This is a genomic window from Streptomyces sp. 2A115 (assembly GCF_052245575.1).
Lineage (GTDB): Bacteria > Actinomycetota > Actinomycetes > Streptomycetales > Streptomycetaceae > Streptomyces.
In genome coordinates, this window is sequence record NZ_JBQQCG010000053.1 from 22,527 (window position 1) to 49,525 (window position 26,999).

A 26,999-nucleotide genomic window follows, 5' to 3' on the forward strand; every position below is an offset into this window, starting at 1 on the left:
CATCAAGGGTCTCATGTGGACACGTGCGCGGGCGTACGATCCCAGTCGTCGGGCAGTGCCGGGACGGACCAGGACGGATCAGGGCGCCAGTGCTGCCAGCCGTCCGAGAACGGCGGACCCCAGGTGCGGATCATCTCCACCGCGGACCGCCCCGCCTCCCTCACCCGCGCGGCCAGTCGGTCGTCCATCAGACCGTCCCGCTGAGCCTGCGCGAACTCGTCCTCGTCGCGCCAGCCCCAAGTCCGGTCCGGGTACACCGAGATGTCGAGGAAATGGTCTTCGGAGTCCACCCCGCCGACCCATCTGACCAGCGGTTCCTCCAAGTTCACATACCAGCTCTTGAACTGCCAGCCCGGCTCCCAGAACAGCCACACCGACCACGGCTCGCCGGGCCGTGCCAGCTTCAGCACGCCCGTTCCGAACCAGCGGTCGCGCTGTACGGTCCGCGGCTTGGTGTAGCGGGATTCGAGCGGCTCGACGTGCACGGGCGTGCCGTCGGTCAGGACGGGTTTGACGCATTCCGTCCCGGGCGCCATCCACACCGCCAGCAGCTCGTCGTCGTCCCGTACGACGGTCACGGGGCGCACGATGTGGAAGCGCTCGCCGGCGTTCTCCCGGTACCGCCACAGGATCTGACTCCCGGGGTTCCAGTACGCCGCCGACCCGCCCGCTTCCACGTGTGTCACCGCTCCACCCTCTGCCATGAACAGATATTAGGTGCCCATGGCATACGACGCTGCGGTGCGCGTCACGGTTCGCGCTATGGCCGGATGTCGTTACGGCCGCGTCATCCGCAGGACATCCAAAGCCTCGTCCAGCTGCTCCAGGGTGAGGTCGCCCCGGTCGACGTATCCGGACTCCAGCACGACCTGGCGGATGGTCTTCCGCTCCGCCAGGGCCTTCTTGGCGACCTTCGCGGCCTCCTCGTACCCGATGTACTTGTTCAGCGGTGTCACGACGGACGGCGACGACTCGGCGTACTCCCGGGCCCGTTCGCGGTTCGCGGTGATCCCGTCGACGGTCCGGTCGGCGAGCAGCCGCGACACGTTCGCGAGCAGCCGGATGGATTCCAGGACATTCTTCGCGATGACCGGAAGCATCACATTGAGCTCGAAGTTGCCGGAGGCGCCGGCGGTGGTGATCGTGGCGTCGTTCCCGGTGACCTGCGCGGCGACCATCAGAACGGCCTCGGGAATGACCGGATTCACCTTGCCCGGCATGATCGAGGAACCCGGCTGAAGATCGGGCAGGCTGATCTCGGCGAGCCCGGTACGCGGCCCGGAGGCCATCCACCGCAGATCGTTGGCAATCTTGGTCAGCCCGACGGCGATGGTCCGCAGCTGACCGCTGGCCTCCACGATCCCGTCCCGGGCGCCCTGCGCCTCGAAGTGGTCGCGGGCCTCGGTGAGCGGCAGCCCGGTGGCCCGGGCGACCTCGGCGATGACGGCGGCGGAGAACCCGGGCGGGGTGTTGATCCCGGTCCCCACGGCCGTACCCCCGAGGGGCAGCTCGGCGAGGCGGGGGAGCGAGGAGTTCAGCCGCTCGATCCCGTACCGCACCTGGGCCGCGTACCCGCCGAACTCCTGCCCCAGCGTCACCGGCGTCGCGTCCATGAGATGCGTACGCCCCGACTTCACGACGTCGGCGAACTCCTCGGACTTGCGCGTGAGTGAGCCGGCGAGGTGGTCGAGGGCGGGGATGAGATCGCGGGTGACGGCGGCGGTGGCGGCGATGTGAATGGAGGAGGGGAAGACGTCGTTGGAGGACTGGGACGCGTTCACATGGTCGTTCGGGTGTACGTCCCTGCCGAGCCGCTCGGTCGCGAGGGTGGCGATGACCTCGTTGGTGTTCATGTTGGACGAGGTGCCGGATCCCGTCTGGAACACGTCCACGGGGAAGTGCTCGTCCCAGCGCCCGTCGGCGACTTCGGCGGCGGCTTCCTGAATGGCCTCGGCGATGTCCTTGTCGAGCACTCCGAGGTGGGCGTTGACCTTGGCGGCGGCGCCCTTGACGCGGGCGAGGGCCTCGATGTGCGCGCGTTCGAGGTGTTGCCCGGAGATGGGGAAGTTCTCGACGGCCCGTTGGGTCTGCGCACGCCACTTGGCGTCGGCGGGAACGCGGACTTCGCCCATGGAGTCGTGCTCGATTCGGTATTCGCTCATATCGGCTACAGCGATTGAGGGGGCGGGGATGTTCCGGGGTTCGCGTCACCTGGGGTGGGCGTTCTGTGCACACTGACGGTAACGGTGTGTAAGTGATGTGTCACAAAGGGGTGTCGCATGGGGACGGCGTACGGCGACTGGTTTCGGCAGCAGCGTGAGGCGGCGGGGATGACGCAGCAGCAACTGGCCGACGAGGCGATCATGTCGCGCACGCATATCGCGCACGTTGAGGCTGGTCGGCGGGTGCCGTCCAGGGAGGATGCGCGGCGGCTGGATGAGGTGCTCAATACGCGGGGTGCGTTGAGCAGTTTTCGGCCTGGCAATGACCGCAGGCCGGTGGCCGCCCACTTCGGGGCGGCAATGGCGCTGGAGCAACAGGCGTCGGTGATCCGGGAGTTCGCGCTTTCATTCGTCCCGGGCATCCTGCAGACGGAGGCGTACGCGGATGCAGTGCTGCGGGATGCGTCGTACCCACCGTTGGTCAAGGAGGCGCGTGCCGAGGCAGTTGCCACGCGTCTGGATCGGGCGCGAATTCTCGACGATCCCCGCACGCCGGTGGTCTTGGCGCTGCTCGACGAGGCGATGCTGCGGCGGCCGATCGGTGGCCCTGAGGTGATGGCTGATCAGATCGCGCACGTCGTGAGGCTGGTGGAGAGCGAGCGGATTCGGGTGCATGTGGTGCCGTTCGGCGTCGGCTGCCATCCGCTTCTCGTGAGCGGGGTCAAGTTGATGTGGTTCGAGGATCAACCCCCGACCGTCTACGTCGAAGCGTTCCTCACCGGCACGGTGCACGACGATCCGGGTCTGGTCCAGCGCATCCAGCAGACCTACGATCTCGTGCTGGGAGACGCCCTGCCGCAGAAGGAATCGCTGGCCCTGATGCGGTCAATCGCGAAGGACTACGGTCACCATGACTGAGCAGCACATCATCCCGGAGGCCTCCACACTGAAGGGTTGGCGCAAGTCGTCGTACAGCGGCGGAAACGAGGGGGACTGCCTGGAGGTTCTCGACGACCAGCCCCACGGCCTGCCCGTCCGTGACTCCAAGGCCCCGCAGGGCCCCGCCCTGGTCTTCGGTCGGTCGGCCTGGTCGTCGTTCGTGAGCGCTGTCCGGGAGGCGGGCCTGGGGTGACCGGCGGAGAATGAGGGGCGGAAGGGGGGATGTTGGGATGTCCACCCCATAGGAGGCACGACATGCTCCGCAACCTCAGGACGGTCGGCCCGCTCGGCGTCTGCATGGCCGCCGCCGTCGCCCTCAGCGCCCCTTTCCCCGCGTCCGCCGCCACAGCCCCGGTCACCACCAGTGACGCGACGTTCACGCTCTATGCCAAGGAAGTTCCTGGTGAGGACGACGAGGAGGGCGAGCAGCAGGCACCCGGCGTCGGGGACTCCTTCGCCTTCGCCGACGACCTCTATCGCACCAAGGGCGGCGAGAAGGTCGGCCGGGACGGCGTGGTCTGCACCGTGGTGCGCCTCGGCGATCCGGGCGACGTGCAGTGTGTCGGCACCTTCGTGCTGTCCGGCGGGCAGATCACCGGTCAGGTGATCATGCCCTTGCTGGAGGAGGAATCGGAGGAACTGCCCACCTTCGACATCGCCATCACCGGTGGAACCGGCGACTACCGGGCGGCCCGTGGCCACATCCACTCGACGGACGACGGGAACTACCAACGGCTGGACTTCCACGTCCGCCGCTGAACCACGAGGCCCGGTAGCCGAAACCGCCGAGCCGAAACCGCCGTGAAGTCAGGACGAGCGCACCGGAATCGACGTGAACGTCGGCGCCGGTGCCGGATCCTTGAAGAAGTCGTTCCCCTTGTCGTCGACCACGATGAACGCCGGGAAGTCCTCGACCTCGATCTTCCAGACGGCCTCCATGCCGAGTTCCTCGTACTCGACGACCTCGACCTTCTTGATGCAGTCCTGGGCGAGACGAGCGGCGGGCCCGCCGATGGAGCCGAGGTAGAAGCCCCCGTGGGTGTCACACGCGTCGGTGACCTGCTGCGAGCGGTTCCCCTTCGCCAGCATCACCTTGGAGCCGCCCGCCGCCTGGAACTGCTCCACGTAGGAGTCCATGCGGCCGGCCGTGGTCGGGCCGAAGGAACCGGACGCGTACCCCTCCGGGGTCTTGGCCGGACCCGCGTAGTACACCGGGTGGTCCTTCAGGTACTGCGGCATCTCCTCGCCCGCGTCGAGCCGCTCCTTGATCTTGGCGTGCGCGATGTCACGCGCCACGACGAGCGGCCCGGTGAGCGAGAGCCGGGTCTTGACCGGGTACTTGGTGAGCTCGGCGAGGATGTCGTCCATCGGCTGGTTCAGGTCAATCCTGACTACGTCTGCCGACTCGGCGAGGTGCTCGTCCGTGGTCTCCGGGAGGAACCGCGCCGGATCCGTCTCCAGCTGCTCCAGGAAGACCCCCTCGGCGGTGATCTTCGCGACGGCCTGCCGGTCGGCCGAGCAGGACACGGCGATGGCGACGGGGCAGGAGGCCCCGTGCCGCGGAAGCCGGACGACCCGCACGTCGTGGCAGAAGTACTTGCCCCCGAACTGCGCCCCGATCCCGATCCGCTGCGTCAGCTCGAAGACCTTCTGCTCCAGGTCCTTGTCCCGGAACCCGTGCCCGAGCTCGGACCCCTCGGCCGGAATCTCGTCCAGGTAGTGCGCGGACGCGTACTTCGCGGTCTTCAGCGCGAACTCCGCGCTCGTACCGCCGACCACGATCGCCAGGTGGTACGGCGGACAGGCGGCCGTACCCAGCGAACGGATCTTCTCCTCCAGGAACTTCATCATGGAGGCCTCGTTCAGAACGGCCTTCGTCTCCTGGTACAGGAACGACTTGTTGGCGGAGCCGCCGCCCTTGGCCATGAACAGGAACTTGTACGCGCCGCCGTCCGTCGCGTACAGCTCGATCTGGGCCGGGAGGTTGGAGCCGGTGTTCTTCTCGTCCCACATGGTCAGCGGGGCCATCTGCGAGTAACGCAGGTTGAGGTTCTTGTACGCGTCGTAGATGCCGCGCGAGAGGGCTGCCTCGTCGCCGCCCTCCGTGAGGACGTGCTGACCGCGCTTGCCCATCACGATCGCCGTGCCGGTGTCCTGGCACATGGGGAGAACGCCCGCGGCGGCGATGTTCGCGTTCTTCAGGAGGTCGAGGGCGACGAACTTGTCGTTGTTCGACGCCTCCGGGTCGTCGATGATCCGGCGCAGCTGAGCCAGGTGCGCGGGCCGCAGGTAGTGCTGGATGTCGTGGATGGCCTCCTCGGCGAGCTTGCGCAGCGCCTCGGGCTCGACCTTGAGGAACGTCCGCCCGTCGGCTTCGAAGGCGGAGACACCCTCGGAGGTCACCAGCCGGTACGGGGTGGTGTCCTCTCCCTGGGGGAGCAGATCGGTGTACGCGAACTCAGGCATTGTTGCCCATTCCTCACTCGACGGACGGCGGCCGGCCTCCATTGGCGGGCGCCCACCAGCGTAGGACCTGCCTCGGACACCGAGCTTGTGAGGTAAGGCTCAGTTCGAGTTCCGGGCGGACGGCCGACGGGATGGCCGGGAGATTTTCCACAGGTCGCGAGGAGGGGGTAGTCGCGATCTATCGCGTTTGGGTACGCTGCTGCCGTGGACCTTCAGAAGCACACCGAACCCGACCTTCGGAAGCACACTGACCTCCGGGCCTCCGACGCCGACCGGGACCGGACCGCGGCCATCCTGCGCGAGGCGCTGGCCGAGGGCCGCCTCACGCCGGACGAGCATGCCGAGCGGGTCGAGGAGGTCTTCCGCGCGAAGACCGTCGGCGAGCTCGAACCGCCTGTGCGGGACCTGCCAGGGGCGCACCAGCCGCGCTCGGCGGCGACATTCGCGCCGGCGCCCAACCGCCCCGCCCCGGGCACGGTCCCACCGGTCGCCGACGAGAACGTGGTGGCGGTGTTCAGCGCGGCGATACGCAAGGGCCGCTGGCGAGTGGGCCGCCGCACGCACGCGTACGCGATCTTCGGCAGCGTGGAGATAGACCTCAGCGAGGCGATCTTCGAGCACCAGCAGGTCGTGATCAAGGCGATCTCTGTCTTCGGCAGTGTGGAGATCCGCGTCCCGGAGAACGTGTCGTTGAGGGGCAGCGGCGGCGGAGTCCTCGGCAACTTCGAGGTGGACACGTTGGATTCGGGCCAGCCGGACGCACCCGTGGTCTATGTGGACGGACTGGCCGTCCTGGGCCACATCGAAGCAAAACCCAAGCGGGGCAAGCTCATTGAGGATCTTCTCGACCGGGTCCACGACCGCGTGAACGACAAGTTGCGCAAACACCTGGGGCGTTGACGGTCGCGAATTTCCAGGCATGCGGAGCGAATTGGTCCGGTAGTGACAGTTCGGTGTCGGGTGAGAACTCCCGTGCTTCGGAACTGAGTGCATAGGCACGCGCACAGCGGGTAGGCCTTGCTGCATCGTCTCTCGCTCGCGAAGCCGTCGTCAGGAGTAGACCGTGCTGCATCCGCCGCATCAGTCCCTGCAGGTCGCTGCCGTTCCGCCCCAGCCGGTGCCGGTGCGCGAGAGGGACCAGGACGCCCCTTGGCACACGGAGGCCGTGTGCCGCCGCGATGAGGCCGGGCTGTTCTTCGCGCCCTCCAAGGAACCCACCGCGGCCCGGCTGTCCCGGGAGGAGGCAGCGAAGCGGGTCTGCGCCCGCTGCCCCGTCATGGTCGAGTGCCGCGAACACGCGCTGCTGCAACCCGAGCCGTACGGAGTCTGGGGCGGCCTCACCGCCGCCGAGCGCCGTGTGGTCCTCGCCCGGCGCCGCCGCCGCGACCTCGAACTGAAGAAGGCCGCGAGGGGAACGATAGCGGCGGCCGGCTGACCAGTACGCACGGGAAAGGGGCGCCCCTCCGCACAGGGGACGCCCCTTCTCCGTTCTCCATCTCCGTTGCGAGGATCCGCCGATCGGTCTCCGTACGGGTCCGTTACGAGGATCCGCGTTCGGCCTCGGTACGGGTCCGTTGCGAGGATCCGCGTTCGATCTCTGCACGGGCTCGCTGAGGCACGCCCCTATGAGGGGCGCGGGGAACTGCGCGACCAGCCACGACCAACCCGCAGCCACTCACGACCCGCAGCACCCGGCCCACGCGGAGCTACTTCCCGCGATCGAAGTCGATCGCGGAGTACGCACGCAACTTGCTCAGCCGGTGCTCTGAGGTGATCTGCCGAACCGTGCCGGACTTGGAACGCATGACGATGGAGTCGGTCGTGGCGTTCTCCGCGCGGTAACGCACCCCGCGCAGCAGCTCGCCGTCCGTGATGCCGGTCGCGACGAAGAAGACGTTCTCGCCGGAGACCAGGTCGTCGGTGAACAGGACACGGTCCAGGTCGTGGCCCGCGTCCACCGCCCGCTGCCGCTCCTCGTCGTCCTTGGGCCACAGCTTGCCCTGGATGGTGCCGCCCAGACACTTCACGGCGCAGGCCGAGATGATGCCCTCGGGCGTGCCGCCGATGCCGAGCAGCAGGTCGATGCCCGTGCCCTCGCGCAGGGCGAGGATCGAGCCGGCGACGTCGCCGTCGCTGATCAGTTTGATGCGGGCGCCGGTCTCCCGGATCTCCTTGATGATGCCGTCGTGACGCGGCCGGTCGAGGATGACGACCGTGACGTCCTCGGGCGTGGACCGCTTGGCCTTGGCGACCCGGCGGATGTTCACGGACACGGGCGCGTTGATGTCGACGAAGTCGGCAGCCTCGGGGCCGGTGACCAGCTTGTCCATGTAGAAGACCGCGGACGGGTCGAACATGGTGCCGCGGTCGGCGGCGGCCAGGACGGCGATCGCGTTGGTCATGCCCTTCGCGGTGAGCGTGGTTCCGTCGATCGGGTCGACGGCGATGTCGCACTCCGGGCCGGTCCCGTCGCCGACACGCTCCCCGTTGAAGAGCATCGGGGCCTCGTCCTTCTCGCCCTCTCCGATGACGACGACGCCGTTCATCGAGACGGTGGAGACGAGGGTCCGCATGGCGCGTACCGCGGCGCCGTCGGCGCCGTTCTTGTCGCCGCGGCCGACCCAGCGGCCCGCGGCCATCGCGGCGGCCTCGGTGACCCGCACGAGCTCCAGGGCGAGGTTTCGGTCGGGGGCCTCGGACGGGACCTCGAGTTCGGACGGCAAGTGATGCTCGGTCATCGGAGCGCACCTTTCTGATACGACGACGGCCGGATGAGGGTTCGGGCCGACTCTATCCTCAGTCCGACAAAATGAGCAGGGGGCCCCACGGATGAGCAGACCAGTACACCTGCGACGATGGGGACGTGGCAGGTATGAAAGGCAAGCAGTCGGTCCGGGACATGGTGCTGTCCCTGGGCCTGATCGGCATCGTCGCGGGCTTCATCTACATCTTTATTCCCAATGACGACTCGGAGCCCCCACTGAAACGGGTCGACTACCGAATCGAACTCCTCACGGCACGCCGAGCGGCCGCCTACCCGGTGGCGGCGCCCGAGGGCCTCCCCACGGAGTGGAAGGCGACGTCGGTGCGGTTCCGGGGCGACGACTTCGACGCCTGGCACCTCGGCTTCCACGACCCCGAGGGTGAGTACGTGGCGATCGAGCAGTCCGCTCAGAAGCCCTCCCCGTTCATCGACGAGGTGAGCCAGGGCGCCGAGGAGACGAGCGCCACGCAGCGCATCGGCGAGCAGACCTGGAAGCGGTACGAGGGCACCAAGTACGACGCCCTCGTCCTCCAGGAAACGGGCTCCACGACGGTCGTGACGGGCACGGCGTCGTTCGGGCAGCTGACGAAGATGGCCGAGGCGCTGAAGACGTCATGAGCGTCTCGCTCTCGTTCTTCCGGGCGTCCTGAGGGCTGAGCGCCGCACGTTTCATTCCGTCCGACGTCTTACTCCGTCCGACGTCTCACTCCGTACGGCGTTTCTTTCCGTGCGGCGTTTCTTTCCGTACGGCGAGGAGGGCCCCGGCGCGATGCCGGGGCCCTCCTCGTGTGTGCGGTCGTGCGTGCGGTGGGGCTCAGACCGTCGTGATGACCTGGTCGGCCTCGAGGCGCGGGGAACGCGGGAACCAGGCGTCCTCGCCCGGCTTGCCGATGTTGATCACCATCAGCGGGGTGTGGTCGTCGTCCAGGAACTCCTTCTGGACGCCGGCGAAGTCCAAGCCCGTCATCGGGCCGGCGGCCAAGCCGGCGGCGCGGATGCCGATGATGAAGTACGCGGCCTGCAGCGCGGCGTTGAGGGAGGCGGCACCTTCACGGGCCGGGCGCTCCGCGAAGAAGAGGTCCTTGGCCTGCGGGAAGTGCGGGAGGAGGTGCGGGAGCTCCTCGTGGAACTCGTTGTCCGCGGCGAGGATCGCGACGAGCGGGGCGGTGGCCGTCTTCGGCTGGTTGCCCTCGGCCATGTGCTTCACCAGGCGCTCGCGGGCCTCGGTGGAGCGGACCAGGGTGATACGCAGCGGGGACTGGTTGAAGGCGGTCGGGCCGTACTTGACCAGGTCGTAGATCGCCTGCACCTGCTCCTCGGTCACCGGCTCGTCGGTGAACGTGTTGGCGGTGCGGGCCTCGCGGAAGAGCAGGTCCTGGGCGGCGGGGTCAAGAACGAGGGACATGGAGGAACCTTCTCGAGATGTGCGTCGGATCCCGGCGGGGTTGGACTGGGATCGGCTGGCACGTCCGACAGTACGGCGATGAGGTTTAAGGTTCAACAAAATCTGGACCAGGGTGAGCCGGTTCACAGATCACGAAGGGCCGCGAGGCCGCCACCGCTATGGCGAAGCCGCCAGCCCTATGCCCCTACCCCTATGCCCCTGTGCCGCCATGACGCCATGAGCCGGCGCGGCTGCGGACCAGGCGGCCGACGGCTGCCCGGAGGCAGCAGCCGGATTGCCGGAGTCGGCCGAGGGCTACTCGGAGCCGTCGTTGTCGTCCGCCGCTTTCTTCTCCTCGGCCAGCGCCGCGTCGAGGCGCGCGCGGGCCCCGTCCAGCCATCGCCGGCACACCTTCGCCAGCTCCTCGCCCCGCTCCCACAGGGCGAGCGACTCCTCGAGCGTCGTACCGCCCGCCTCCAGGCGTCGTACGACCTCGATGAGCTCGTCCCGCGCCTGCTCGTACCCGAGCGCCTCGTCCGTCTTGCTGGTCATGCGCCCACCCTAAACATCGCTAACCATCGACTCGTACCGCGAACTCGCCCTCGGCGACCCGCGCCCGCAGCGGCTCGTCCGCCGTCACCTCGTCCGGGGTCCGGACCGCGTGGCCGTCGGACTTCTGCAGGACCGCGTACCCCCGCTTGAGGGTCGCGGCGGGGGACAGGGCCACCACGCGCGCGTGCGTGTGCGTCAGCTCCGAGTCGGCGCGGTCGAGGAGGTGCCCGAGCGTGCGCCGGCCCCGGTCGAGCAGCGAGGTGACGTGGTCGGCCCGCTCGTCGACCATCCGGTGCGGATCCTCTATCGAGGGGCGGGCCAGCGCGTGCGCGAGCCCCCGCTCCTCCCGCTCGATGAAGGACCGCACGCAGCGCCGCGCCCGGTCCTGGAGGAACTGGACCCGCTCGTACTCCTCGCCGACGTCCGGCACGACCTTCTTCGCCGCGTCGGTGGGTGTGGAGGCGCGCAGGTCGGCCACGTAGTCCAGCAGCGGGTTGTCGGGTTCGTGGCCGATGGCCGACACGACGGGCGTACGACAGGACGCGACCGCCCGTACGAGCTGCTCGTCCGAGAACGGCAGCAGGTCCTCCACGCTGCCGCCGCCGCGCGCCACGACGATCACGTCGACGTCGTCGAGCGCGTCCAGGTCCTTCACGGCCTGGACGACCTGGGGAACCGCGTGCACGCCCTGCACGGCGACGTTGCGCACCTCGAAGCGGACGGCGGGCCAGCGGTGGCGGGCGTTCTCGAGAACGTCCCGCTCGGCCGCCGACGCCCGCCCGCACACGAGCCCGATGAGCTGGGGCAGGAAGGGCAGCGCCTTCTTGCGCTCGGGTGCGAACAGTCCTTCGGCGGTGAGGGACTTCTTCAACTGCTCGAGCCGGGCGAGCAGTTCCCCGACCCCGACGGGCTTTATCTCGGCGGCCCGCAACGACAGCTGGCCGCGCGGCGCGTACCACTCCGGCTTCGCGTGCACCACCACGCGCGCGCCCTCGCTCACGATGTCGGCCACCGCGTCGAACACCTGCCGGTAGCAGGTGACGCTCACCGAGATGTCGTACGACGGGTCGCGCAGCGTCAGGAAGACGACACCCGCGCCCGGGCGCCGGGACAGCTGGGTGATCTGCCCCTCGACCCACACGGCGCCGAGCCGGTCGATCCACCCACCGATGAGCCGCGACACCTCGCCGACGGGCAGCGGCGCGTCCGCGGACGTGTTGAGAGCCATGCCGCGAGCGTAGCGGCCGGGTCGGACATCACCGTCGCCTGCGGTTGGGGGGAGCAGGCTGGTTCCCTGCGCGGGACGGCTTGCGCCCCGTCAGGGGCGCGGGGAACTGCGCGACCAGCCCCCACCCACCCGCAGCGAACGCACACACCCGAAGGCACCCCAGGTCGCGGAAGCCGAGGCTCCGCCGCAGCCCGCGGTCCTCGCCGACCTCCGCTGCCAGGGCCTCCGTATCGGCCATCAATGCCTCCGTGAGTCGCGCCCGACCCCACCCCTCCCAGCTCCCCCAACCCATCCCCAGCCCTCCTCAGTCTCCCCAAGGAGGCGATCTTTGACCCGCCGGGCGCGGCCTTACGATGGGGTGCATGACTGCTTCGACTGGCCGCCGTGTCCTGCTCGCCGCCCCCCGTGGCTACTGCGCGGGTGTCGACCGTGCCGTGATCGCCGTCGAGAAGGCCCTGGAGCAGTACGGGGCCCCGATCTATGTCCGCCACGAGATCGTCCACAACAAGTACGTCGTGCAGACCCTGGAAAAGAAGGGTGCGATCTTCGTCGAGCAGACGGAGGAGGTCCCCGAGGGGTCCATCGTCATGTTCTCGGCGCACGGCGTCTCCCCGGTCGTCCACGACGAGGCCGCGGCCGGAAAACTCGCCACCATCGACGCGACCTGCCCCCTGGTCACCAAGGTCCACAAGGAAGCCGTCCGGTTCGCGGACGAGGACTTCGACATCCTCCTGATCGGGCACGAGGGCCACGAGGAAGTCATCGGGACGTCCGGAGAGGCGCCGGACCACATCACGCTGGTCGACGGCCCCAAGGACGTCGCCAAGGTCGAGGTCCGCGACCCGTCCAAGGTGGTCTGGCTCTCCCAGACCACGCTGTCGGTCGACGAGACCATGGAGACGGTGGACGCCCTCAAGGAGAAGTTCCCGCAGCTCATCTCCCCGCCCAGCGACGACATCTGCTACGCCACGCAGAACCGTCAGCTCGCGGTGAAGCAGATGGGCGAGGAGGCGGACCTGGTGATCGTGGTCGGGTCGAAGAACTCCTCGAACTCCGTGCGGCTCGTCGAGGTCGCGAAGCTCGCCGGCGCGCGCGAGGCGTACCTCGTGGACTACGCCGACGAGATCGACGAGACCTGGCTCGAGGGCGTCTCGACGGTCGGTGTCACCTCCGGTGCCTCGGTGCCCGAGCTCCTCGTCGAGCAGGTCCTGGAGTACCTCTCCACCCGCGGCTTCGAGGACGTCGAGCTCGTCAAGGCGGCCGAGGAGTCCATCACGTTCTCGCTGCCCAAGGAACTGCGCCGTGACCTGCGCGCGGAGGCGGCGGCGCTGGTGGCCGAGCGCACCGGTTCGACCCCCTCGGTCGAGTGACTGTCAGTCGTACGACGTAACGTAGGGCCATGCAGATCTTCGGCGTGGACATCGGCGGATCAGGGATCAAGGGCGCTCCCGTGGACCTGGACCTTGGCGACCTTGCGGAGGAGCGCTACAAGGTGCTCACGCCGCACCCCGCCACACCCGACGCGGTGGCGGACGGTGTGAAGGAGGTCGTCGGTCACTTCGGCTGGGCCGGCCCGGTCGGGATCACCTTCCCGGGCGTGGTCACCGGCGGCGCCACCATCCGCACGGCGGCCAATGTGGACAAGAGCTGGATCGACACCGACGCGCGCGCCCTGCTCGGCGACCGGCTGGGCGGGCTGCCGGTGACACTGCTGAACGACGCGGACGCGGCGGGCGTCGCCGAGATGCAGTTCGGCGCGGGACGGGACCGACAGGGCACCGTCATCCTGCTCACTTTCGGTACGGGCATCGGCAGCGCGGTCTTCACCGACGGCGTCCTGGTGTCGAACACGGAGCTGGGCCACCTCGAACTGAACGGCCACGACGCCGAGAAGCACGCCTCCACCAAGGTCAAGGACGACAACGACCTGAGCTGGGAGCACTGGGCCCACCGTGTCCAGAAGTACCTCGCCCATGTGGAGATGCTCTTCTCGCCCGAGCTCTTCATCATCGGCGGCGGGGTCAGCCGCAAGTCCCACAAGTTCCTGCCGCTGATCGAGGGCATCAAGGCAGAGATGGTGCCGGCGCAGCTGCAGAACAACGCGGGGATCGTCGGGGCGGCGATGAGAGCGGCAAAGGCAGGCTAGGCGGGGCGTCCGCCGGTGGACTGCGGGGCCGAGGCCCCGTCAGGGGCGCGGGGAACTGCGCGACAAGCCCTCACCAACCCGCGGCATACGAACCAACCCCAGGGGGTCCGGGGGGCGGAGCCCCGGCTTCGGGAAGGGGCGGGGTTGGGGAAGGAAGCCCTCAGACCGTGCGCCGCTGAGGCTGGGCCGGAGGCCGAGGCCGAGGGCCAGGTCCAGGGCCGGCCTGAGCCGCGGCCGCCCGGCGCTGCGCAGCTCGTCGGCTCATCAGGCGCACCTTGCGCACGGTCACGATGACGCCGGTGATCAGCGTGCCCCCGTACAACCAGCCCGCGTGCGTCGCGAGCGCGGTGACCAGCCCCATCAGCCGGCCGCCGAGCCCCCCGCCACTGTCGGCGATGGGCAGCAGGCCGATGGCGAAGGCGATCGGGACGGCGACCGGCGCCGTAACGAGGTCGGCCCGCCGCACCCACACCGCGGTGAGCGCGCAGACCGGCAGGAACAGCACGCCGTAGACGACGAGCGACGCCCCGAACAGCAGCTGGTCGAGACAGGCCAGGGCGAACATCGACGCGGCGCAGAACAGCCCGCTGCCCAGCCCGGTGAGCCGGGGGTTCGGGAACCGGCGTACCGCCCGCACCAGCGGTGACACGGGCGGCGCGTTCCGCGGAGACCGTACGGCCCCGCCTTGCCGGGTCATCCGGGCTCCACCCCGTCCGGCCTGCGGGGGAAAGGGTGTACCGCGTCGCGGCGGCTGTGACTGAGGGGACTGAGGGGGACGTGTCCTGTGTTGCTCCACTGGTCCAACTTAGGTCGGGTTATGTGTGGAATAGGTCCTGGGACACGCCCTTTGGCGGACCTTGGCCAAGCGTTCGATACGTCGCCGGTGCGAGGTCCCGCACGCCGTAGACTGGGGGATCGGCCCGCACATCACGCAGCAGAACGCAGCAGGACCGGGCCCACCCAGCCTCAGCCCTCCATCCTCACGTACGGGAAGTCGCAACGTGTCGCTCACGATCGGAATCGTCGGTCTGCCGAATGTCGGCAAGTCGACCCTGTTCAACGCCCTGACCAAGAACGACGTGCTGGCGGCCAACTACCCGTTCGCCACGATCGAGCCGAACGTGGGCGTGGTCGGCGTGCCCGATGCCCGGCTGACCAAGCTGGCCGAGATCTTCGGCTCGCAGAAGATCCTCCCCGCCACCGTCGACTTCGTCGACATCGCCGGCATCGTGCGCGGCGCGAGCGAGGGTGAGGGCCTGGGCAACAAGTTCCTCGCGAACATCCGTGAGTCCGACGCGATCTGCCAGGTCATCCGCGCCTTCAAGGACGAGAACGTCGTGCACGTCGACGGCAAGGTCTCGCCCAAGGACGACATCGAGACGATCAACACCGAGCTGATCCTCGCGGACCTGCAGACCATCGAGAAGGTCCTGCCGCGCCTCCAGAGGGAGTCGCGGATCAAGAAGGACGTCGGGCCGAAGGTGGCCGCGATCGAGGCTGCGAAGGACATCCTGGACGCCGGTCAGACACTCTTCGCCGCGGGCATCAAGCAGGACTCGGAGCGGGAGGCCCTCCTCCACGACCTGCACCTGCTCACCGTCAAGCCGTTCCTCTACGTCTTCAACGTCGACGAGGACGAGCTGACCGACGAGGCGTTCAAGACCGAGCAGCGCGCCCTGGTCGCCCCCGCTGAGGCGATCTTCCTCAACGCCAAGCTGGAGGCGGACCTCGCCGAGCTCGACGAGGAGGAAGCCCTGGAGCTCCTCCAGTCGGTCGGCGTCGAGGAGGCCGGCCTCGCCAGGCTCGCCCACGTCGGCTTCACCACCCTCGGCCTGCAGACCTACCTGACGGCAGGCCCCAAGGAATCCCGCGCCTGGACCATCAAGAAGGGCGCCACCGCCCCCGAGGCCGCCGGTGTCATCCACACCGACTTCCAGAAGGGCTTCATCAAGGCCGAGGTCATCTCCTTCGCCGACCTCGTCGACACGGGCTCGGTCGCCGAGGCCCGCGCCAAGGGCAAGGCCCGCATGGAGGGCAAGGACTACGTGATGCAGGACGGCGACGTGGTGGAGTTCCGCTTCAACGTGTAGCGGGTGACGTGCCACCACGTCGCCGATCTGGCAAACATGCAGGTCGGGGTGGCGTCCACGATCGCCCAACACGGTCTTCGACGCCACCGGCCGCCGCATCCGCGAACTGCCCGTCACCGCCGAGGCGTTGCTCCGTCCCGGGGTCCCTCGGCCCACCGGAGCGGCCTTGCCGGCACCACGGTGCCCGCCAAGAGGAACCCAGGGGGACCCGGTCCGGCCAGGTGAACGCGACAGCGCTCGTACGCACGAGAACCCGACCTCAGCCCGAACCGAACGCGGCACGTGGACCTGGGCCCTGTCTGTCGGCACCGGTCGGCGGCGGCGCGAGTTCTGCCGCGACCTCGACGGCGATTTCGATGGCCCGGCGGGCAAGCGGTGAGCCGGTACGTCCAGACCGCCAGTGCAGGTAGATCTCCCTTGGCGGCAGGGACGGCCGCAGTTCGTGGATGCGGAGCCTGTCGTCGGACGGGACGTCGGCACCGCGGATGGCGAGCCAGGGCAGCACCGCCGATCCCAGGCCGGCTCGCACCATCGACAGCAGGGTGTCGTTGACCGCGGAACGGAACACGATCTGCGGACGGGCGCCGCTGCGGGCGACCGCCTGTTCCATCGAGGGCTGATCGCAGGTCAGCGGCCAGGCCACCATCGGTGCGCCGTCGAGCCGCTCCAGCGGGACCGGACCTTCGGGGAAGGTGCCGGCGCCTGCCACGAGCAGGTACGGATCGTCGAGCAGCTTGCGGTGCTCGACGTCGCCGTCGATGCGGCCGTCGTAGAAGAGCAGGTCGAGGTCACCGATCTGCGGCTGCTCCGGCTCCTCCTCGGACAACCTGATGTCGCAGCCGGGGTGCTCGTCTCGCAGGCGGCGTACGACCGACGGCAGGATCACGTTGGACACGCTCTGGAACGTGCCGATGTCGATCCGGCCGTCTCCCGCCTTGAACCGGTCCACGGCATCGGCCAATGCCTCCGCCTTCGCCAACAGTGCGCGACCCTGCTCCAGGACCACGGAGCCGAGTGGGGTGATCCGCACCGGCTTGGGACCGCCCGGCCGGTCGAACACCGGGCCGCCGACGGCCCTCTCCAACGCGGCGATCTGCTGGCTCACCGTCGACTGGGTGTATCCGAGACGGGTGGCGGCCCGACCGAACGAACCCTCCTCGGCGATGGCGGCCATCGCCGCCAGATGGCGCAGCTCGATGTCGCTCATGCGTTCCAGCGTAGCGACGTCCATTGCTACTAGCGATCGAATCAATCGGAAATCATCGCTTTTCGCAATGAAGTCACTGGCTCTAGCGTGCCGGACATGACCTCACATCAATCTCACGGCGAGCGACTGCTCGGGATCAACGGCGTCGAGCTGTGTGCCGAGACCTTCGGAGACCGCGCGGCCCCGGCGATCATGCTGATCGCCGGGTCGGCCGCCTCGATGCTGTGGTGGGACGCCGACCTGTGCGAACTGATCGCCGCCCGTGGCCGATTCGTGGTGCGGTACGACCATCGGGACACCGGCCGGTCCACCTGCTACCCGCCGGGACAGCCGGCCTATTCGTTCACGGACCTGACCCTCGACGTACTCGGCATCCAGGACGCCCTGGGCATCGAGCGCGCCCATGTGGTCTGTCAGTCGATGTTCGGCGGGATCGGACTCATCCTCGGTGTGGACCATCCCGATCGGGTCGCGTCGCTCACCTTCGTCTCGACCTCGACCGGTGCCGACGACCTGCCGCCGCCGTCGAGCGACCTGGCCATGGCGGCCGAGCCGGACCTCTCCGACGCGGGCGCGGTCGTCGAGTACGTGGTCGCCGGCGCGAGGGCGTACGCCGGTGGCTCGCCGTACTTCGACGAGGCCGCGATCCGGGCGTTGGCCGAACGCGACGTGGCGCGCGCCAGGAGCTACGCGTCGACTCTGGTCAACCACTACGCCATCGAGCTCGACGGTCCGGCGCGAGGCGGCTTCGCCGACATCGCGGCGCCGACGCTCGTGGTTCACGGCGACCACGACCCACTGCTGCCGCTGCCGCACGGCGAGGCGCTGCGCGACACGATCCCCGGTGCGGAGCTACTGGTCCTCAAGGGGGCTGGACATGACCTGCCGAGAGCGGTGTGGGACGACTTCGTGCCGGCTCTGGCGCGGCACACGGAAGGAGGCCGCCCATGAACCGGCTGCGGTCGGCACTCTGGCTGCCGCTCTTCGACGACCTCGCCGACCCGCGGGTGGTGGCGCGCCTCGCCGCCGAAGCGGAGGAAGCCGGGTGGGACGGCTGCTTCGTATGGGATCAGCTGTGCTGGCGGGCGCCGGTCCGGCAGGTCGCCGACCCGTGGATCGCGCTGGCGGCGATCGCGACCGCGACCGAGCGGCTCCGGCTCGGCCCGATGGTGTCGGTGCTTCCCCGTCGACGGCCGGCCAAGGTCGCGCGTGAGACCGTGACACTGGATCGGCTCAGCGACGGCCGCCTCACCCTCGGCGTCGGACTCGGCAGCGACCGGTTCGCCGGCGAGCTGTCCAGGACCGGCGAGCAGCTCGACGACCGGCGGCGCGGGCGGATGCTCGACGAGTCCCTGACGATCCTGGCCGCCGCCTGGTCGGGCGAGCCGGTGCGCCATCGCGGCGAGTTCTACACCATCGACGACATCGCGTTCCTGCCGCGGCCGGTTCAGCGGCCGGGCGTGCCGGTGTGGGCCGCTGGATTCCCGGGCAACGTCAAGCCGATCCGCCGGGCCGCCCGGCTCGATGGCTTCTTCCCGGCCAACCTCGAACACCCGGACCAGCTCGCCGAGGCCGTCGGCACCCTCACCGAACTGCGCGACGGCGAGATGGCCTCGTACGACATCGCCGTCGCTCTGCCGCTCGGTGTCGATCCCGATCCGTACGCGAGAGCCGGCGCGACGTGGTGGCTGGCAGAAGTGGAACCGGGTGTACGACTCGACACCGTGCGGGGCGTACTCAGCGACGGACCCGCGGGATAAGGAGGCGATCGCATTGTTCGACTACGACTCGGAGCTCGCCCGCTATCACGAGCGGCTGCGGAACGCCCTCGACATCCGACCCGACCCGGCGACCGTGTCCTCGACATCGGCTGCGGCACCGGCCAGACCACCCGGGACGCGGCCCGAGCCGCGTCGCCGGGTACCGCGCTCGGCGTCGACGTCTCGGGCCCGATGCTGGCGCGGGCCCGCCAGCGGGCCGAGACGGAAGGGCTCCGCAATGTCGGTTTCGTGCAGGCCGACGCCCAGGTCCATGAGTTCCCGCCAGAGCATTTCAGTCTGGGCGTCAGTCGGTTCGGCACGATGTTCTTCCCCGACCCGGTCGCCGCGTTCGCCAACATCGGGCGAGCCCTGCGTCCGGGTGCGCGCTTCGTGCAGCTGGTCTGGCAGGCCGCCGACCGTCAGGAGTGGCATGTCGCGATCCGGGCGGCGCTCTCTCCCGGGCACCCGTCAGCGGCGTCGGCCCCAGCGGCCGTCGATCCGTTCACCCTGGCAGATCCGGACGTCGTGGTCGGCCACTTGACCGCGGCGGGCTTCACCGCGGTGGACGTCGTCGACGTGCGCGAGTCCGTCTACTACGGCCCGGACGCCGCCCGCGCGCGTACTGCCGTACTCCAGTTGTGGATGGCGAAGGAATTGGTCACCGATCTGGATGCCGCGTCCGCCGGGCGCGCACTCGATCGGCTTGGCGCGACTCTCGACGCGCACGACACCGGCGACGGCGTATGGTTCGACTCCCGCGCCTGGCTGGTCATCGCGCGCCGGCTTTGACCACCTGCGAGCGGCGGCCGCCGGAATCACGCCCCAGCTCCGGGGCTCTGCTCGCCGGCATCCGCACGGTCGCCTCCGGCGAAGCCCTGCTGTCACCCGGAGCCACCCCTGCCCTCATCACCCGCTTCCTCACCACACCCGCCCCCGGCGCCCTCCTGGCACCCCGGGCGCCTGAACGACCTCACCCCCGCGTCAGCGGGCGCCGACGTGGGGGCGGCTGGTGTCGGCGTCTGCGGCTAGCACTTGCCGTCCGACACCTGCATGCCCTTGTTGGGGCCTGCCGTACGGCTCACGATGCTCGGCACGCAACTGGCCGCATCGAGGCTGTGGGAGTAAGGGATGCTGACCGTGGTGTTGGACTGCGGGTTGGGGCCGGCGGGGTGGTTCTCCTCACCGGGGCTGGACCAGGTCACGTTGTCGAAGACGTTGCCGCTGACCTGCCAGTAACCGGCCGCGTCGGTGTAGAAGGTGCCCAGGACGTCCTTGGAGTCCTCGAAGTAGTTGTTGTCCACCTTGGCGCGGGCTCCGGCCCGGGAGTTGATGCCGGACTCGTTGAGTTTCACGTAGTGGTTGTTGTACATGTGTGCTGTGCCGCCACGCAGTAGGGGAGCGCGGGAGTCGATGTTCTCGTACCGGTTGTGGTGGTACGTGATGAAGCTGTTCGAGACGTCACTCTCACTCGACCCGACGAGGCCACCGCGGCCCGAGTTGCGCAGGATGCTGTAGGAGAGGGTCACGTACTGCGTGTTGTCCTTCATGTCGAAGAGACCGTCGAACCCCTCCGACTCCCCACCCGACGCTTCCAGGGTGGTGTGATCGACCCAGACGTTGCGGACGTTGCGCTCCATGCCGATGGCGTCACCGCCGTTGGACGTGGGGGAGCCCGACTTCTTGACGTTCCGGACGGTCACGTTCTGGATGATGATGTTGCGGGCGTCGCGGATGTGGATGCCCAACTGGTCGAAGACGGCGCCGCTGCCGACCCCGATGATCGTGACGTTGCTGACCTCCTTGAGCTCGATCACGCCGGCGGCGGTGTTGCAGCTGGCGCCCGACACCTTGCTGGTGTTGCCGTGGTTGATGGTCCCCTGGACCTCGATGGTGATCGGGGTGCTGCTACTGGCCCGTCCGCACAGGGCCGCATGGATCGCGGTTCCCGTGGTGGCCCGCACCGTCTGTCCGCCCGCGCCGCCGGTGGTCCCGCCGTTCTGGGTCGCGTAGCCGGTGGCGCTACCGGTCGCTGCCGACGCCTCGGGCATCGACAGAACCGCACCGGTCGCGGCCGTGAGGGCCGCCGTGGCCAGCGCCGCATAGAGTCGGAGTGCGACTGGTCGCCTCATCCTTGCCTCCCCATTCGTCTTTGAATGCCGGGTTTGCTGCTACTGCCGTGGTTGCTTCCTTGGTCTTCGGTGACGTCAGTGCGGTTGGTTCGAGAACATGAATGACGTCGGTGACCGGATGCCGCATCGCGGGTGGGGCAAGCGCTTTCTATGGGAAGCTAGGGGCTTGCTGTGGACGCGTCAATAGACATGTACTTGATCCTTATTCACAGACATGAACTTCTGAGGGCAGGTGAGGGCCGGCCGTCCGGTCGGCCCTCACCCGCTGTGGGGCAGACCGCTCAGTGCCGTGCCCTGAGCCCCGGGTCCAGGGTGGAGGCGTCGTGCGTGGCGGCCCCGCGCTTCCGCCCATTGACGGGATGGGCGGCGCCGCGCCTCCTTCATGCGAGCACCAGATCGACGACGCCCTCCGCGCGGTACGTCGCCGCTGCAAGGCGAGTTGACTTCTGACCTCCGGGCCTTCTGACCTCCCGGCCTCCGGATCTCCTGGCCCTCCCGATCCGAACTCGGCGCTGAGCGCTGAGCAGTTCCGCGCCCGTGTGCCCTGGCGCCGCTTGCCGCACCGCCGCTGTCAGTGCCCCGTGGCAGGATGTCCGCTCATCGGTGCGTACGGCAGAGGCACGCGAGGGGCGGCATGGCGAGTGGTGAGGGGGCGGAGGGCAGCCCCGTGGCGGTGGGGCGCAAGGCACGTGTGCTGGTCGGGCGGGCCGAGCGGCTTTACGGGCTCGCGCGGGGCGTGATCGACGATCACGCCCGGGCCGTCGGCGAGGTGCGTACGGCGCTCGTGCCGATCCATGCCGAGCTGGTCGCCCGGGAGTTGGCGGGCATCCCCGTCTCCCGGCTGAAGGATGTCACCGAGGGGCGCCTGCGGATCGGGGCCCTCGAGGCGGCGGGGCTCGGGACCGTGCGGGCCGTGTTCGAGGCGAGCCGGTACGAGTTGCGGCAGATACCGGGAGTCGGGGCCCAGACCGCCGACCAGGCGCTCGCCGCCGCCCGGCAGATCGCCCGCGCGCTCGAGGAGACCGTGTCCGTACGGATCGACGTCGACCACCCGGATCCCCGGACCACCGCCCTTGTCATCGCGCTGCGCCGCCTCGTCGAGGCGGGACCAGAGCTGCGCCGCGCCGTGGACGCCGCACAAGGTCTGGATCGGAAGATCGCGGCGCTCCTTCCGGCGGCCCGCCCCGCCACCGGACGGCTGCGGATGGCCCTCACGAGCCTGACGAGCAAGGCCAAGAGCGGGAGGGCGCTCGCCGCCGTCGCCGAACTCCGGGCGCTCACGGCCGACGCCGTCGCCAAGGACGTACACCTGCTGCTCGCGCAGGCCTCCACCGACCTGCTGCGCGAGTCCGCCTCGGACGCCGAGGCGTGGGTGGACTTCGAGCTGCGTTCCGCGGAGTACTACAGCCAGCTCGTCGAGATCGCCGGCAGCGCGCCCGACGTCGAGGCCGCCGAGGGCTTCCTGCCGGCGAAGGTCGCGGACCGTGTGCACGCGCAGGGGCTCGACGACACCCACCGCCGGGTCTCGCTGCGTGGCTACCAGTCCTTCGGCGCGCGGTTCGCGCTCGCCCAGCGCCGGGTGGTCCTCGGCGACGAGATGGGGCTCGGCAAGACCATCCAGGCCATCGCCGTGCTCGCGCACCTCGCGGCGGACGGGCACAGCCACTTCCTGGTGGTGTGCCCGGCGAGCGTGCTCATCAACTGGACCCGTGAGATCCGCTCCCGCAGCACCCTGCGCGCGGTGCCCGTGCACGGCCCCGACCGGCAGGACGCGTACGCCGAGTGGCGCGAGCGCGGCGGGGTCGCGGTCACCACCTTCGACGTACTCCACAGCCTGCCGACCTCGACCGAACCTCCGGCCGCGCTCGTCGTCGACGAGGCCCACTACGTCAAGAACCCGGACGCCCGCCGCTCCCGTGCCGTCGCGGAGTGGACGGAGCGGTGCGAGCGCGTCATGTTCCTCACGGGTACCCCGATGGAGAACCGCGTCGAGGAGTTCCGCACCCTCGTCCGCTACCTCCAGCCCGAGCTGGTGCCCAGGATCCAGAGCAGCGAAGCCGTCGCGGGCCCGCACGCGTTCCGCAAGTCCGTCGCCCCCGCCTACCTGCGGCGCAACCAGCGGGACGTGCTCACCGAACTGCCCGCCCTGCTCCAGGTCGACGAGTGGGAGGAGTTCAGCGCCGCCGACCAGGACGCGTACCGGGAGGCGGTCGCCGCCGGGAACTTCATGGCGATGCGCAGAGCCGCGTACGCGCACGCCGAGAAGTCGGCGAAGCTCCAGAGGCTGCGCGAACTCGTCGCGGAGGCGGCGGCCAACGACCTGAAGGTGGTCGTCTTCTCCTACTTCCGGGACGTCCTCGCCACCGTCCAACAAGCCGTGGGCAAGGACGTGTTGGGGCCGCTGGCCGGCGGTGTCCCGGCCGCCCGCCGACAGCGGCTGGTCGACGAGTTCGCGGCGGCCCCAGGACACGCCGTGCTGCTCTGCCAGATCGAGGCCGGCGGCGTCGGCCTCAACCTCCAGGCCGCGTCCGTCGTCATCCTCTGCGAACCGCAGGTCAAACCCACCCTGGAACACCAGGCCGTCGCCCGCGCCCACCGGATGGGCCAGGTCCGCACCGTCCAGGTGCACCGCCTTCTCGCCACGGACAGCGTGGACGACCGGCTGTTGCGCATCCTGGAGAACAAGGACCGCCTCTTCGACGCGTACGCCCGTCGCAGCGACGTCGCCGAGGCCACCCCGGACGCCGTCGACGTGTCGGACGGCACGCTCGCCCGCCGCATCGTGGAGGAGGAGCAGCAGAGACTGGCCACTGTCGGCCAGGGCGGCTGATGAACCAGGTGAGTTGAACCGGGTGAGTCGAACCGGGTGAGTCGAACCGGGTGAGTCGAACCCGGGTCAGCCGAGGCGGTCGGCCGGGCCCGCCTCCAGCCGTGTGATGCGCTTCTCCCCAGCCGGGGGCCCACCGCCGCCGCGTCGAGGCGGTCGTCCACCGCCTCCCACGGGTCATCGTGGCGGGCGGCCCCCGGCACGGCGGGGCGTGCCGCCGTGGCACGTCCGCCAGTGCGCGGACAGTGCGTTTCTGGCCACGCCGAACAGCCAGGCTCGCGGGCCTCTGCCAGGGTCGAAGCCGCGCCGGGTCGCGTAGGCCTGGAGCCACAGCTTCGCTCGAGCGGGGGGACCCCCATCGCGGCGGAGCCGTATATCGACACAGCCCCGCGCCCTTATGGGGGCGCAGCCCTGCCATCAGGACTTCGCCAAGCCCGTCTTCAACCCCGCCCCGCACAACGGCACCACAGCCGTACGACTCCCCAGCACCCCGTTCCGCACAGCCGCCCAGCAAGCCACCCCCGTCGACTCCACGTACAGTCCACGCGATGCCAAGTCGCTCTGCGCGTGCCGGATCTGATCCTCCGTCACTGTGAAGAAGGAACCGCCGGACTCCCGTACCGCCCGCAGAATCTGCCGAGCCCGCGGCGGTCGCGGGATCGCGATGCCCTCCGCGAACGTGAGGGCCATCGGAGTGACCCCGACCAGGTCTTCCGCGCCCTCGTCCCAGGCGTGGGCGAGTGGCGCGACGGCGGCTGACTGGACGGCGTACAGCGCGGGACGCCGGTCGATGAGCCCCGCCGCGTGCAGCTCCGCGATCGCGAGGGCCGCGCCGAGCAGCAGCGTTCCGTTGCCGACGGGGACGACCAGTACCTCGGGGAGCCGTCCGCCGAGGTCCTCCCAGAGCTCGTGGACGTACGTTTTCGTGCCGTGCAGGAAGTACGGGTTGAAGACGTGCGAGGCGTAGAAGGTGCCCTCCTCGTCCGCCGCCTCCCGAGCAGCCCGCGCCGCCGCCTCCCGGTCGCCCGGGACCACTTCGAGCCGGGCCCCGTGCGCCCCGATCTGCTCCAGTTTCTTGGCAGACGTGCCCTCAGGGACGTAGACGGTGCACGGCAGTTGGGCCCGTGCGGAGTACGCGGCCATCGCCGTGCCCGCGTTGCCGCTGCTGTCCGCGATGACCCGCCGGGGCCGCAGCCGCAGCGCCAGCTCGGCCAGCAGCACGGCCCCGCGGTCCTTGAAGGAGAGCGTCGGCAGCAGGAAGTCCAGCTTGGCCGAGACGCCGTCCCGCAGCGGGACCAGCGGGGTACGGCCCTCTCCGAGCGACACCGTGGGGGCGGTCAGGGGCAGGCACTCCGCGTACCGCCACAGCGAATTCACGCGCCCGGAAAGGGATTTGAGGGACGCGGGCGTGGGCGCGAAGTCGAGGTCGAGCGGGCCACGGCACACCGGGCAGCACCAGGCGAGCGAGTCCATGGGCACGCGCGTGCCGTCCATCGGGCAGAAACAGTCCGGCAATGGAGTCATGTCCGCAGATTAGATGCGCCGGTTGGTGACGTTGCGTCATGACTGGCATATGGCACTCGCGTTACGTCTGTGCAGGGCTCTTGTGCAATTCCTGTGCAGGCCCCAATCTTTCGGCTGACGCACAGGATCGGCCGAGACTTGGCATGACCCTGACGTCTTTCTGTGTGCAGTACCCCAGCACCTCCTTCCGCACCACCCCCCACCAGCGCACCACCGATTGAGGAGGATCCCTCAGATGGCAGTGATGCGTCATGCCCGGCGAAGACTTGCCGGTATCGGCACGGCGGCCCTCGTCGCCGGCCTCGTCTCCGCCCTCCCCGTGAACGCCGCGAACGCCGCAGCGGACCCCGTGGGCCCGATCCAGTACGCGGGCGCGGCCAACGCGATCCCGGACAGCTACATCGTGACGTTCCACGCGGACGCCGCGAAGGCCGGCTCGGCCGAGGGCAAGGCCCTCGCGAAGGAGTACGGCGCCACGATCGAGCGCACGTACAGGAAGGCGCTGAACGGATACGCCGTCGAGGCCACCGCTTCCGAGGCGAAGAGGTTCGCGGCCGACCCGGCCGTCGCCTCCGTAGTCCAGAACCGCGTCTTCACGATCGCCGCGACCCAGCCCAACCCGCCCTCCTGGGGCCTGGACCGCATCGACCAGGCGGCGCTCCCGCTGAACCAGAGCTACACCTACGACGACACCGCAGGTGAGGGCGTCACCGCCTACATCATCGACACCGGTGTCCGCATCACCCACACCGACTTCGGCGGCCGGGCCTCCTACGGCTACGACGCCGTCGACAACGACAACACCGCCCAGGACGGCCACGGCCACGGCACGCACGTCGCCGGCACGGTCGGCGGCACGGCGTACGGCGTCGCCAAGAAGGCGAAGATCGTCGGCGTCCGCGTGCTGAACAACTCCGGCTCCGGCACGACCGCGCAGGTCGTCGCCGGCATCGACTGGGTGACGACCAACGCCGTCAAGCCGGCCGTCGCCAACATGAGCCTCGGCGGCACGGTCGACACGGCCATCGACACCGCCGTACGCAACTCCATAGCCTCCGGCGTCACCTACGCCGTCGCGGCCGGCAACGAGACGGTCAACGCCAACACCCGCTCGCCCGCCCGCGTCACCGAGGCCATCACCGTCGGCGCCACCACCAACACCGACGCCAAGGCCAGTTACTCCAACTTCGGAGCCGTCCTGGACCTCTTCGCCCCCGGCTCCTCCATCACCTCCGCCTGGGGCACGGGCGACACCGCGACCAACACCATCTCCGGTACGTCGATGGCGACCCCGCACGTCGCCGGAGCAGCCGCGCTCTACCTGGCGGACAACCCCACGGCCACCCCGGCCGCCGTCCAGACCGCGCTGGTCAACTCCGCCACCACCGGAGTCGTCACCAGCCCCGGCACCGGCTCGCCCAACCGCCTGCTGAAGGTCGGCGGCGGCGGTACGACCCCGCCGCCCACCGGCTCGCTCTTCGAGAACACCGCGGACTACTCGATCGCCGACAACTCCACGGTGAACTCCCCGGTCTCCGTCACCGGCGTCTCGGGCAACGCGCCCTCGGCCCTGAGCGTGCCGGTGAACATCGTCCACACCTACATCGGCGACCTCCAGGTCCAGCTGATCGCCCCCGACGGAACGGCCTACACGCTGAAGGCGTACGGCACGGGCGGTTCGACGGACAACATCAACACCACGTACACGGTGAACGCCTCGTCCGAGGTCGCGAACGGGACGTGGACCCTGCGGGTGAGCGACAACGCGTCAGCCGACACGGGATACATCAACTCGTGGGGACTGCAGTTCTGACCGCCGCC

The 26,999-nt window shown here is 69.4% G+C and carries 24 protein-coding genes and 1 pseudogene; 14 read left to right on the forward strand and 11 right to left on the reverse strand.

The genetic code is table 11. The features are described 5' to 3' along the window. Positions 1 to 11 precede the first annotated feature (11 nt). Positions 12 to 704: a cytidylyl-2-hydroxypropylphosphonate hydrolase gene (gene fomD / locus ACTWQR_RS35480; protein ID WP_443231339.1), complete on the reverse strand. Its 693-nt coding sequence runs from the start codon at positions 702 to 704 to the stop codon at positions 12 to 14. A gap of 72 nt (positions 705 to 776) precedes the next feature. Then, positions 777 to 2,162: a class II fumarate hydratase gene (locus tag ACTWQR_RS35485; RefSeq protein WP_443231340.1), complete on the reverse strand. Its 1,386-nt coding sequence runs from the start codon at positions 2,160 to 2,162 to the stop codon at positions 777 to 779. A 117-nt stretch (positions 2,163 to 2,279) separates the two neighbouring features. Between ACTWQR_RS35485 and ACTWQR_RS35490 the strand changes: the two genes are divergently transcribed. The 3 genes from ACTWQR_RS35490 (at position 2,280) to ACTWQR_RS35500 (ending at position 3,860) form a co-directional block, all read left to right on the forward strand. After that, complete coding sequence (locus ACTWQR_RS35490; protein WP_443231341.1) at positions 2,280 to 3,080, forward strand: helix-turn-helix domain-containing protein; 801 nt, start codon at positions 2,280 to 2,282, stop codon at positions 3,078 to 3,080. After that, the gene (locus ACTWQR_RS35495; RefSeq protein ID WP_443231342.1) at positions 3,073 to 3,294 is read left to right on the forward strand and encodes a DUF397 domain-containing protein; all 222 of its coding nucleotides are present in this window, start codon (positions 3,073 to 3,075) and stop codon (positions 3,292 to 3,294) included. Before ACTWQR_RS35490 ends, ACTWQR_RS35495 begins: the two co-directional genes overlap by 8 nt. Before the next feature lie 62 nt (positions 3,295 to 3,356). Continuing rightward, the gene (locus ACTWQR_RS35500; RefSeq protein WP_443231343.1) at positions 3,357 to 3,860 is read left to right on the forward strand and encodes a hypothetical protein; all 504 of its coding nucleotides are present in this window, start codon (positions 3,357 to 3,359) and stop codon (positions 3,858 to 3,860) included. 48 nt (positions 3,861 to 3,908) lie between these two features. Here the strand turns inward: ACTWQR_RS35500 and ACTWQR_RS35505 are convergent, their stop codons facing one another. Continuing rightward, positions 3,909 to 5,567: a fumarate hydratase gene (locus tag ACTWQR_RS35505; protein WP_443231344.1), complete on the reverse strand. Its 1,659-nt coding sequence runs from the start codon at positions 5,565 to 5,567 to the stop codon at positions 3,909 to 3,911. Positions 5,568 to 5,771: 204 nt separating this feature from the next. Between ACTWQR_RS35505 and ACTWQR_RS35510 the strand changes: the two genes are divergently transcribed. Together ACTWQR_RS35510 and ACTWQR_RS35515 are read left to right on the forward strand one after the other, a co-directional pair. Next, on the forward strand, positions 5,772 to 6,467 hold the full coding sequence (locus ACTWQR_RS35510) for a DUF1707 SHOCT-like domain-containing protein (protein ID WP_443231345.1): 696 nt from the start codon (positions 5,772 to 5,774) through the stop codon (positions 6,465 to 6,467). 163 nt (positions 6,468 to 6,630) lie between these two features. Beyond that, on the forward strand, positions 6,631 to 7,002 hold the full coding sequence (locus ACTWQR_RS35515; RefSeq protein ID WP_443231346.1) for a WhiB family transcriptional regulator: 372 nt from the start codon (positions 6,631 to 6,633) through the stop codon (positions 7,000 to 7,002). 271 nt (positions 7,003 to 7,273) lie between these two features. On the opposite strand, the gene glpX is transcribed toward ACTWQR_RS35515, so the two are convergent. Beyond that, positions 7,274 to 8,305: a class II fructose-bisphosphatase gene (gene glpX / locus ACTWQR_RS35520; RefSeq protein WP_443231347.1), complete on the reverse strand. Its 1,032-nt coding sequence runs from the start codon at positions 8,303 to 8,305 to the stop codon at positions 7,274 to 7,276. Positions 8,306 to 8,430: 125 nt separating this feature from the next. Between glpX and ACTWQR_RS35525 the strand changes: the two genes are divergently transcribed. After that, positions 8,431 to 8,949 (forward strand): DUF4245 domain-containing protein, encoded by a 519-nt coding sequence (locus ACTWQR_RS35525; protein ID WP_443231348.1) that lies wholly within the window; start codon positions 8,431 to 8,433, stop codon positions 8,947 to 8,949. Between the two features lie 196 nt (positions 8,950 to 9,145). Here ACTWQR_RS35525 and ACTWQR_RS35530 read toward each other — a convergent pair whose 3' ends face one another. From ACTWQR_RS35530 to xseA, 3 genes are all read right to left on the reverse strand, one after another. After that, entirely contained in the window at positions 9,146 to 9,736 is a 591-nt protein-coding gene (locus ACTWQR_RS35530) for a malonic semialdehyde reductase (protein WP_443231349.1), read from the reverse strand. 294 nt (positions 9,737 to 10,030) lie between these two features. Beyond that, positions 10,031 to 10,267, reverse strand: coding sequence for an exodeoxyribonuclease VII small subunit (locus tag ACTWQR_RS35535; protein WP_443231350.1), 237 nt, complete (start codon positions 10,265 to 10,267; stop codon positions 10,031 to 10,033). A gap of 19 nt (positions 10,268 to 10,286) precedes the next feature. After that, positions 10,287 to 11,495, reverse strand: coding sequence for an exodeoxyribonuclease VII large subunit (gene xseA, locus ACTWQR_RS35540; RefSeq protein ID WP_443231351.1), 1,209 nt, complete (start codon positions 11,493 to 11,495; stop codon positions 10,287 to 10,289). A gap of 353 nt (positions 11,496 to 11,848) precedes the next feature. Here xseA and ACTWQR_RS35545 point away from each other — a divergent pair, with 353 nt between their 5' ends. Continuing rightward, the gene (locus ACTWQR_RS35545) at positions 11,849 to 12,865 is read left to right on the forward strand and encodes a 4-hydroxy-3-methylbut-2-enyl diphosphate reductase (RefSeq protein WP_443231352.1); all 1,017 of its coding nucleotides are present in this window, start codon (positions 11,849 to 11,851) and stop codon (positions 12,863 to 12,865) included. Positions 12,866 to 12,894: 29 nt separating this feature from the next. Further along, positions 12,895 to 13,641, forward strand: a complete 747-nt coding sequence (ppgK, locus tag ACTWQR_RS35550; RefSeq protein ID WP_443231353.1) for a polyphosphate--glucose phosphotransferase — start codon at positions 12,895 to 12,897, stop codon at positions 13,639 to 13,641. Between the two features lie 160 nt (positions 13,642 to 13,801). Here the strand turns inward: ppgK and ACTWQR_RS35555 are convergent, their stop codons facing one another. Further along, the gene (locus ACTWQR_RS35555; protein WP_443231354.1) at positions 13,802 to 14,437 is read right to left on the reverse strand and encodes a DUF6542 domain-containing protein; all 636 of its coding nucleotides are present in this window, start codon (positions 14,435 to 14,437) and stop codon (positions 13,802 to 13,804) included. Between the two features lie 205 nt (positions 14,438 to 14,642). Between ACTWQR_RS35555 and ychF the strand changes: the two genes are divergently transcribed. Further along, on the forward strand, positions 14,643 to 15,731 hold the full coding sequence (gene ychF / locus ACTWQR_RS35560) for a redox-regulated ATPase YchF (protein WP_443231355.1): 1,089 nt from the start codon (positions 14,643 to 14,645) through the stop codon (positions 15,729 to 15,731). A 259-nt stretch (positions 15,732 to 15,990) separates the two neighbouring features. On the opposite strand, the gene ACTWQR_RS35565 is transcribed toward ychF, so the two are convergent. After that, complete coding sequence (locus ACTWQR_RS35565; protein WP_443231356.1) at positions 15,991 to 16,938, reverse strand: LysR family transcriptional regulator; 948 nt, start codon at positions 16,936 to 16,938, stop codon at positions 15,991 to 15,993. A gap of 96 nt (positions 16,939 to 17,034) precedes the next feature. On the opposite strand from ACTWQR_RS35565, the gene ACTWQR_RS35570 reads away from it, so the two are divergent. Genes ACTWQR_RS35570 through ACTWQR_RS35580 form a run of 3 tightly spaced genes read left to right on the forward strand, consistent with a single transcriptional unit; the run spans position 17,035 to position 19,487 of the window. Beyond that, the gene (locus tag ACTWQR_RS35570) at positions 17,035 to 17,889 is read left to right on the forward strand and encodes an alpha/beta fold hydrolase (RefSeq protein WP_443231357.1); all 855 of its coding nucleotides are present in this window, start codon (positions 17,035 to 17,037) and stop codon (positions 17,887 to 17,889) included. After that, positions 17,886 to 18,698, forward strand: coding sequence for an LLM class flavin-dependent oxidoreductase (locus tag ACTWQR_RS35575; protein ID WP_443231358.1), 813 nt, complete (start codon positions 17,886 to 17,888; stop codon positions 18,696 to 18,698). The genes ACTWQR_RS35570 and ACTWQR_RS35575 overlap by 4 nt, the downstream gene beginning before the upstream one ends. Before the next feature lie 12 nt (positions 18,699 to 18,710). Beyond that, positions 18,711 to 19,487, forward strand: coding sequence for a class I SAM-dependent methyltransferase (locus ACTWQR_RS35580; protein ID WP_443231388.1), 777 nt, complete (start codon positions 18,711 to 18,713; stop codon positions 19,485 to 19,487). A 239-nt stretch (positions 19,488 to 19,726) separates the two neighbouring features. On the opposite strand, the pseudogene ACTWQR_RS35585 reads toward ACTWQR_RS35580, so the two are convergent. Then, positions 19,727 to 20,827 (reverse strand): annotated as a pseudogene (locus tag ACTWQR_RS35585) (pectate lyase family protein); the annotation flags it as partial. A 634-nt stretch (positions 20,828 to 21,461) separates the two neighbouring features. Between ACTWQR_RS35585 and ACTWQR_RS35590 the strand changes: the two are divergent. Beyond that, a complete protein-coding gene (locus tag ACTWQR_RS35590) occupies positions 21,462 to 23,657 on the forward strand; it encodes a DEAD/DEAH box helicase (protein WP_443231359.1) in 2,196 nt (731 codons plus the stop codon). Positions 23,658 to 24,071: 414 nt separating this feature from the next. Here ACTWQR_RS35590 and ACTWQR_RS35595 read toward each other — a convergent pair whose 3' ends face one another. Next, the gene (locus tag ACTWQR_RS35595; protein WP_443231360.1) at positions 24,072 to 25,178 is read right to left on the reverse strand and encodes a threonine synthase; all 1,107 of its coding nucleotides are present in this window, start codon (positions 25,176 to 25,178) and stop codon (positions 24,072 to 24,074) included. 235 nt (positions 25,179 to 25,413) lie between these two features. On the opposite strand from ACTWQR_RS35595, the gene ACTWQR_RS35600 reads away from it, so the two are divergent. Then, positions 25,414 to 26,991, forward strand: a complete 1,578-nt coding sequence (locus ACTWQR_RS35600) for a S8 family peptidase (RefSeq protein ID WP_443231361.1) — start codon at positions 25,414 to 25,416, stop codon at positions 26,989 to 26,991. Positions 26,992 to 26,999 lie beyond the last annotated feature (8 nt).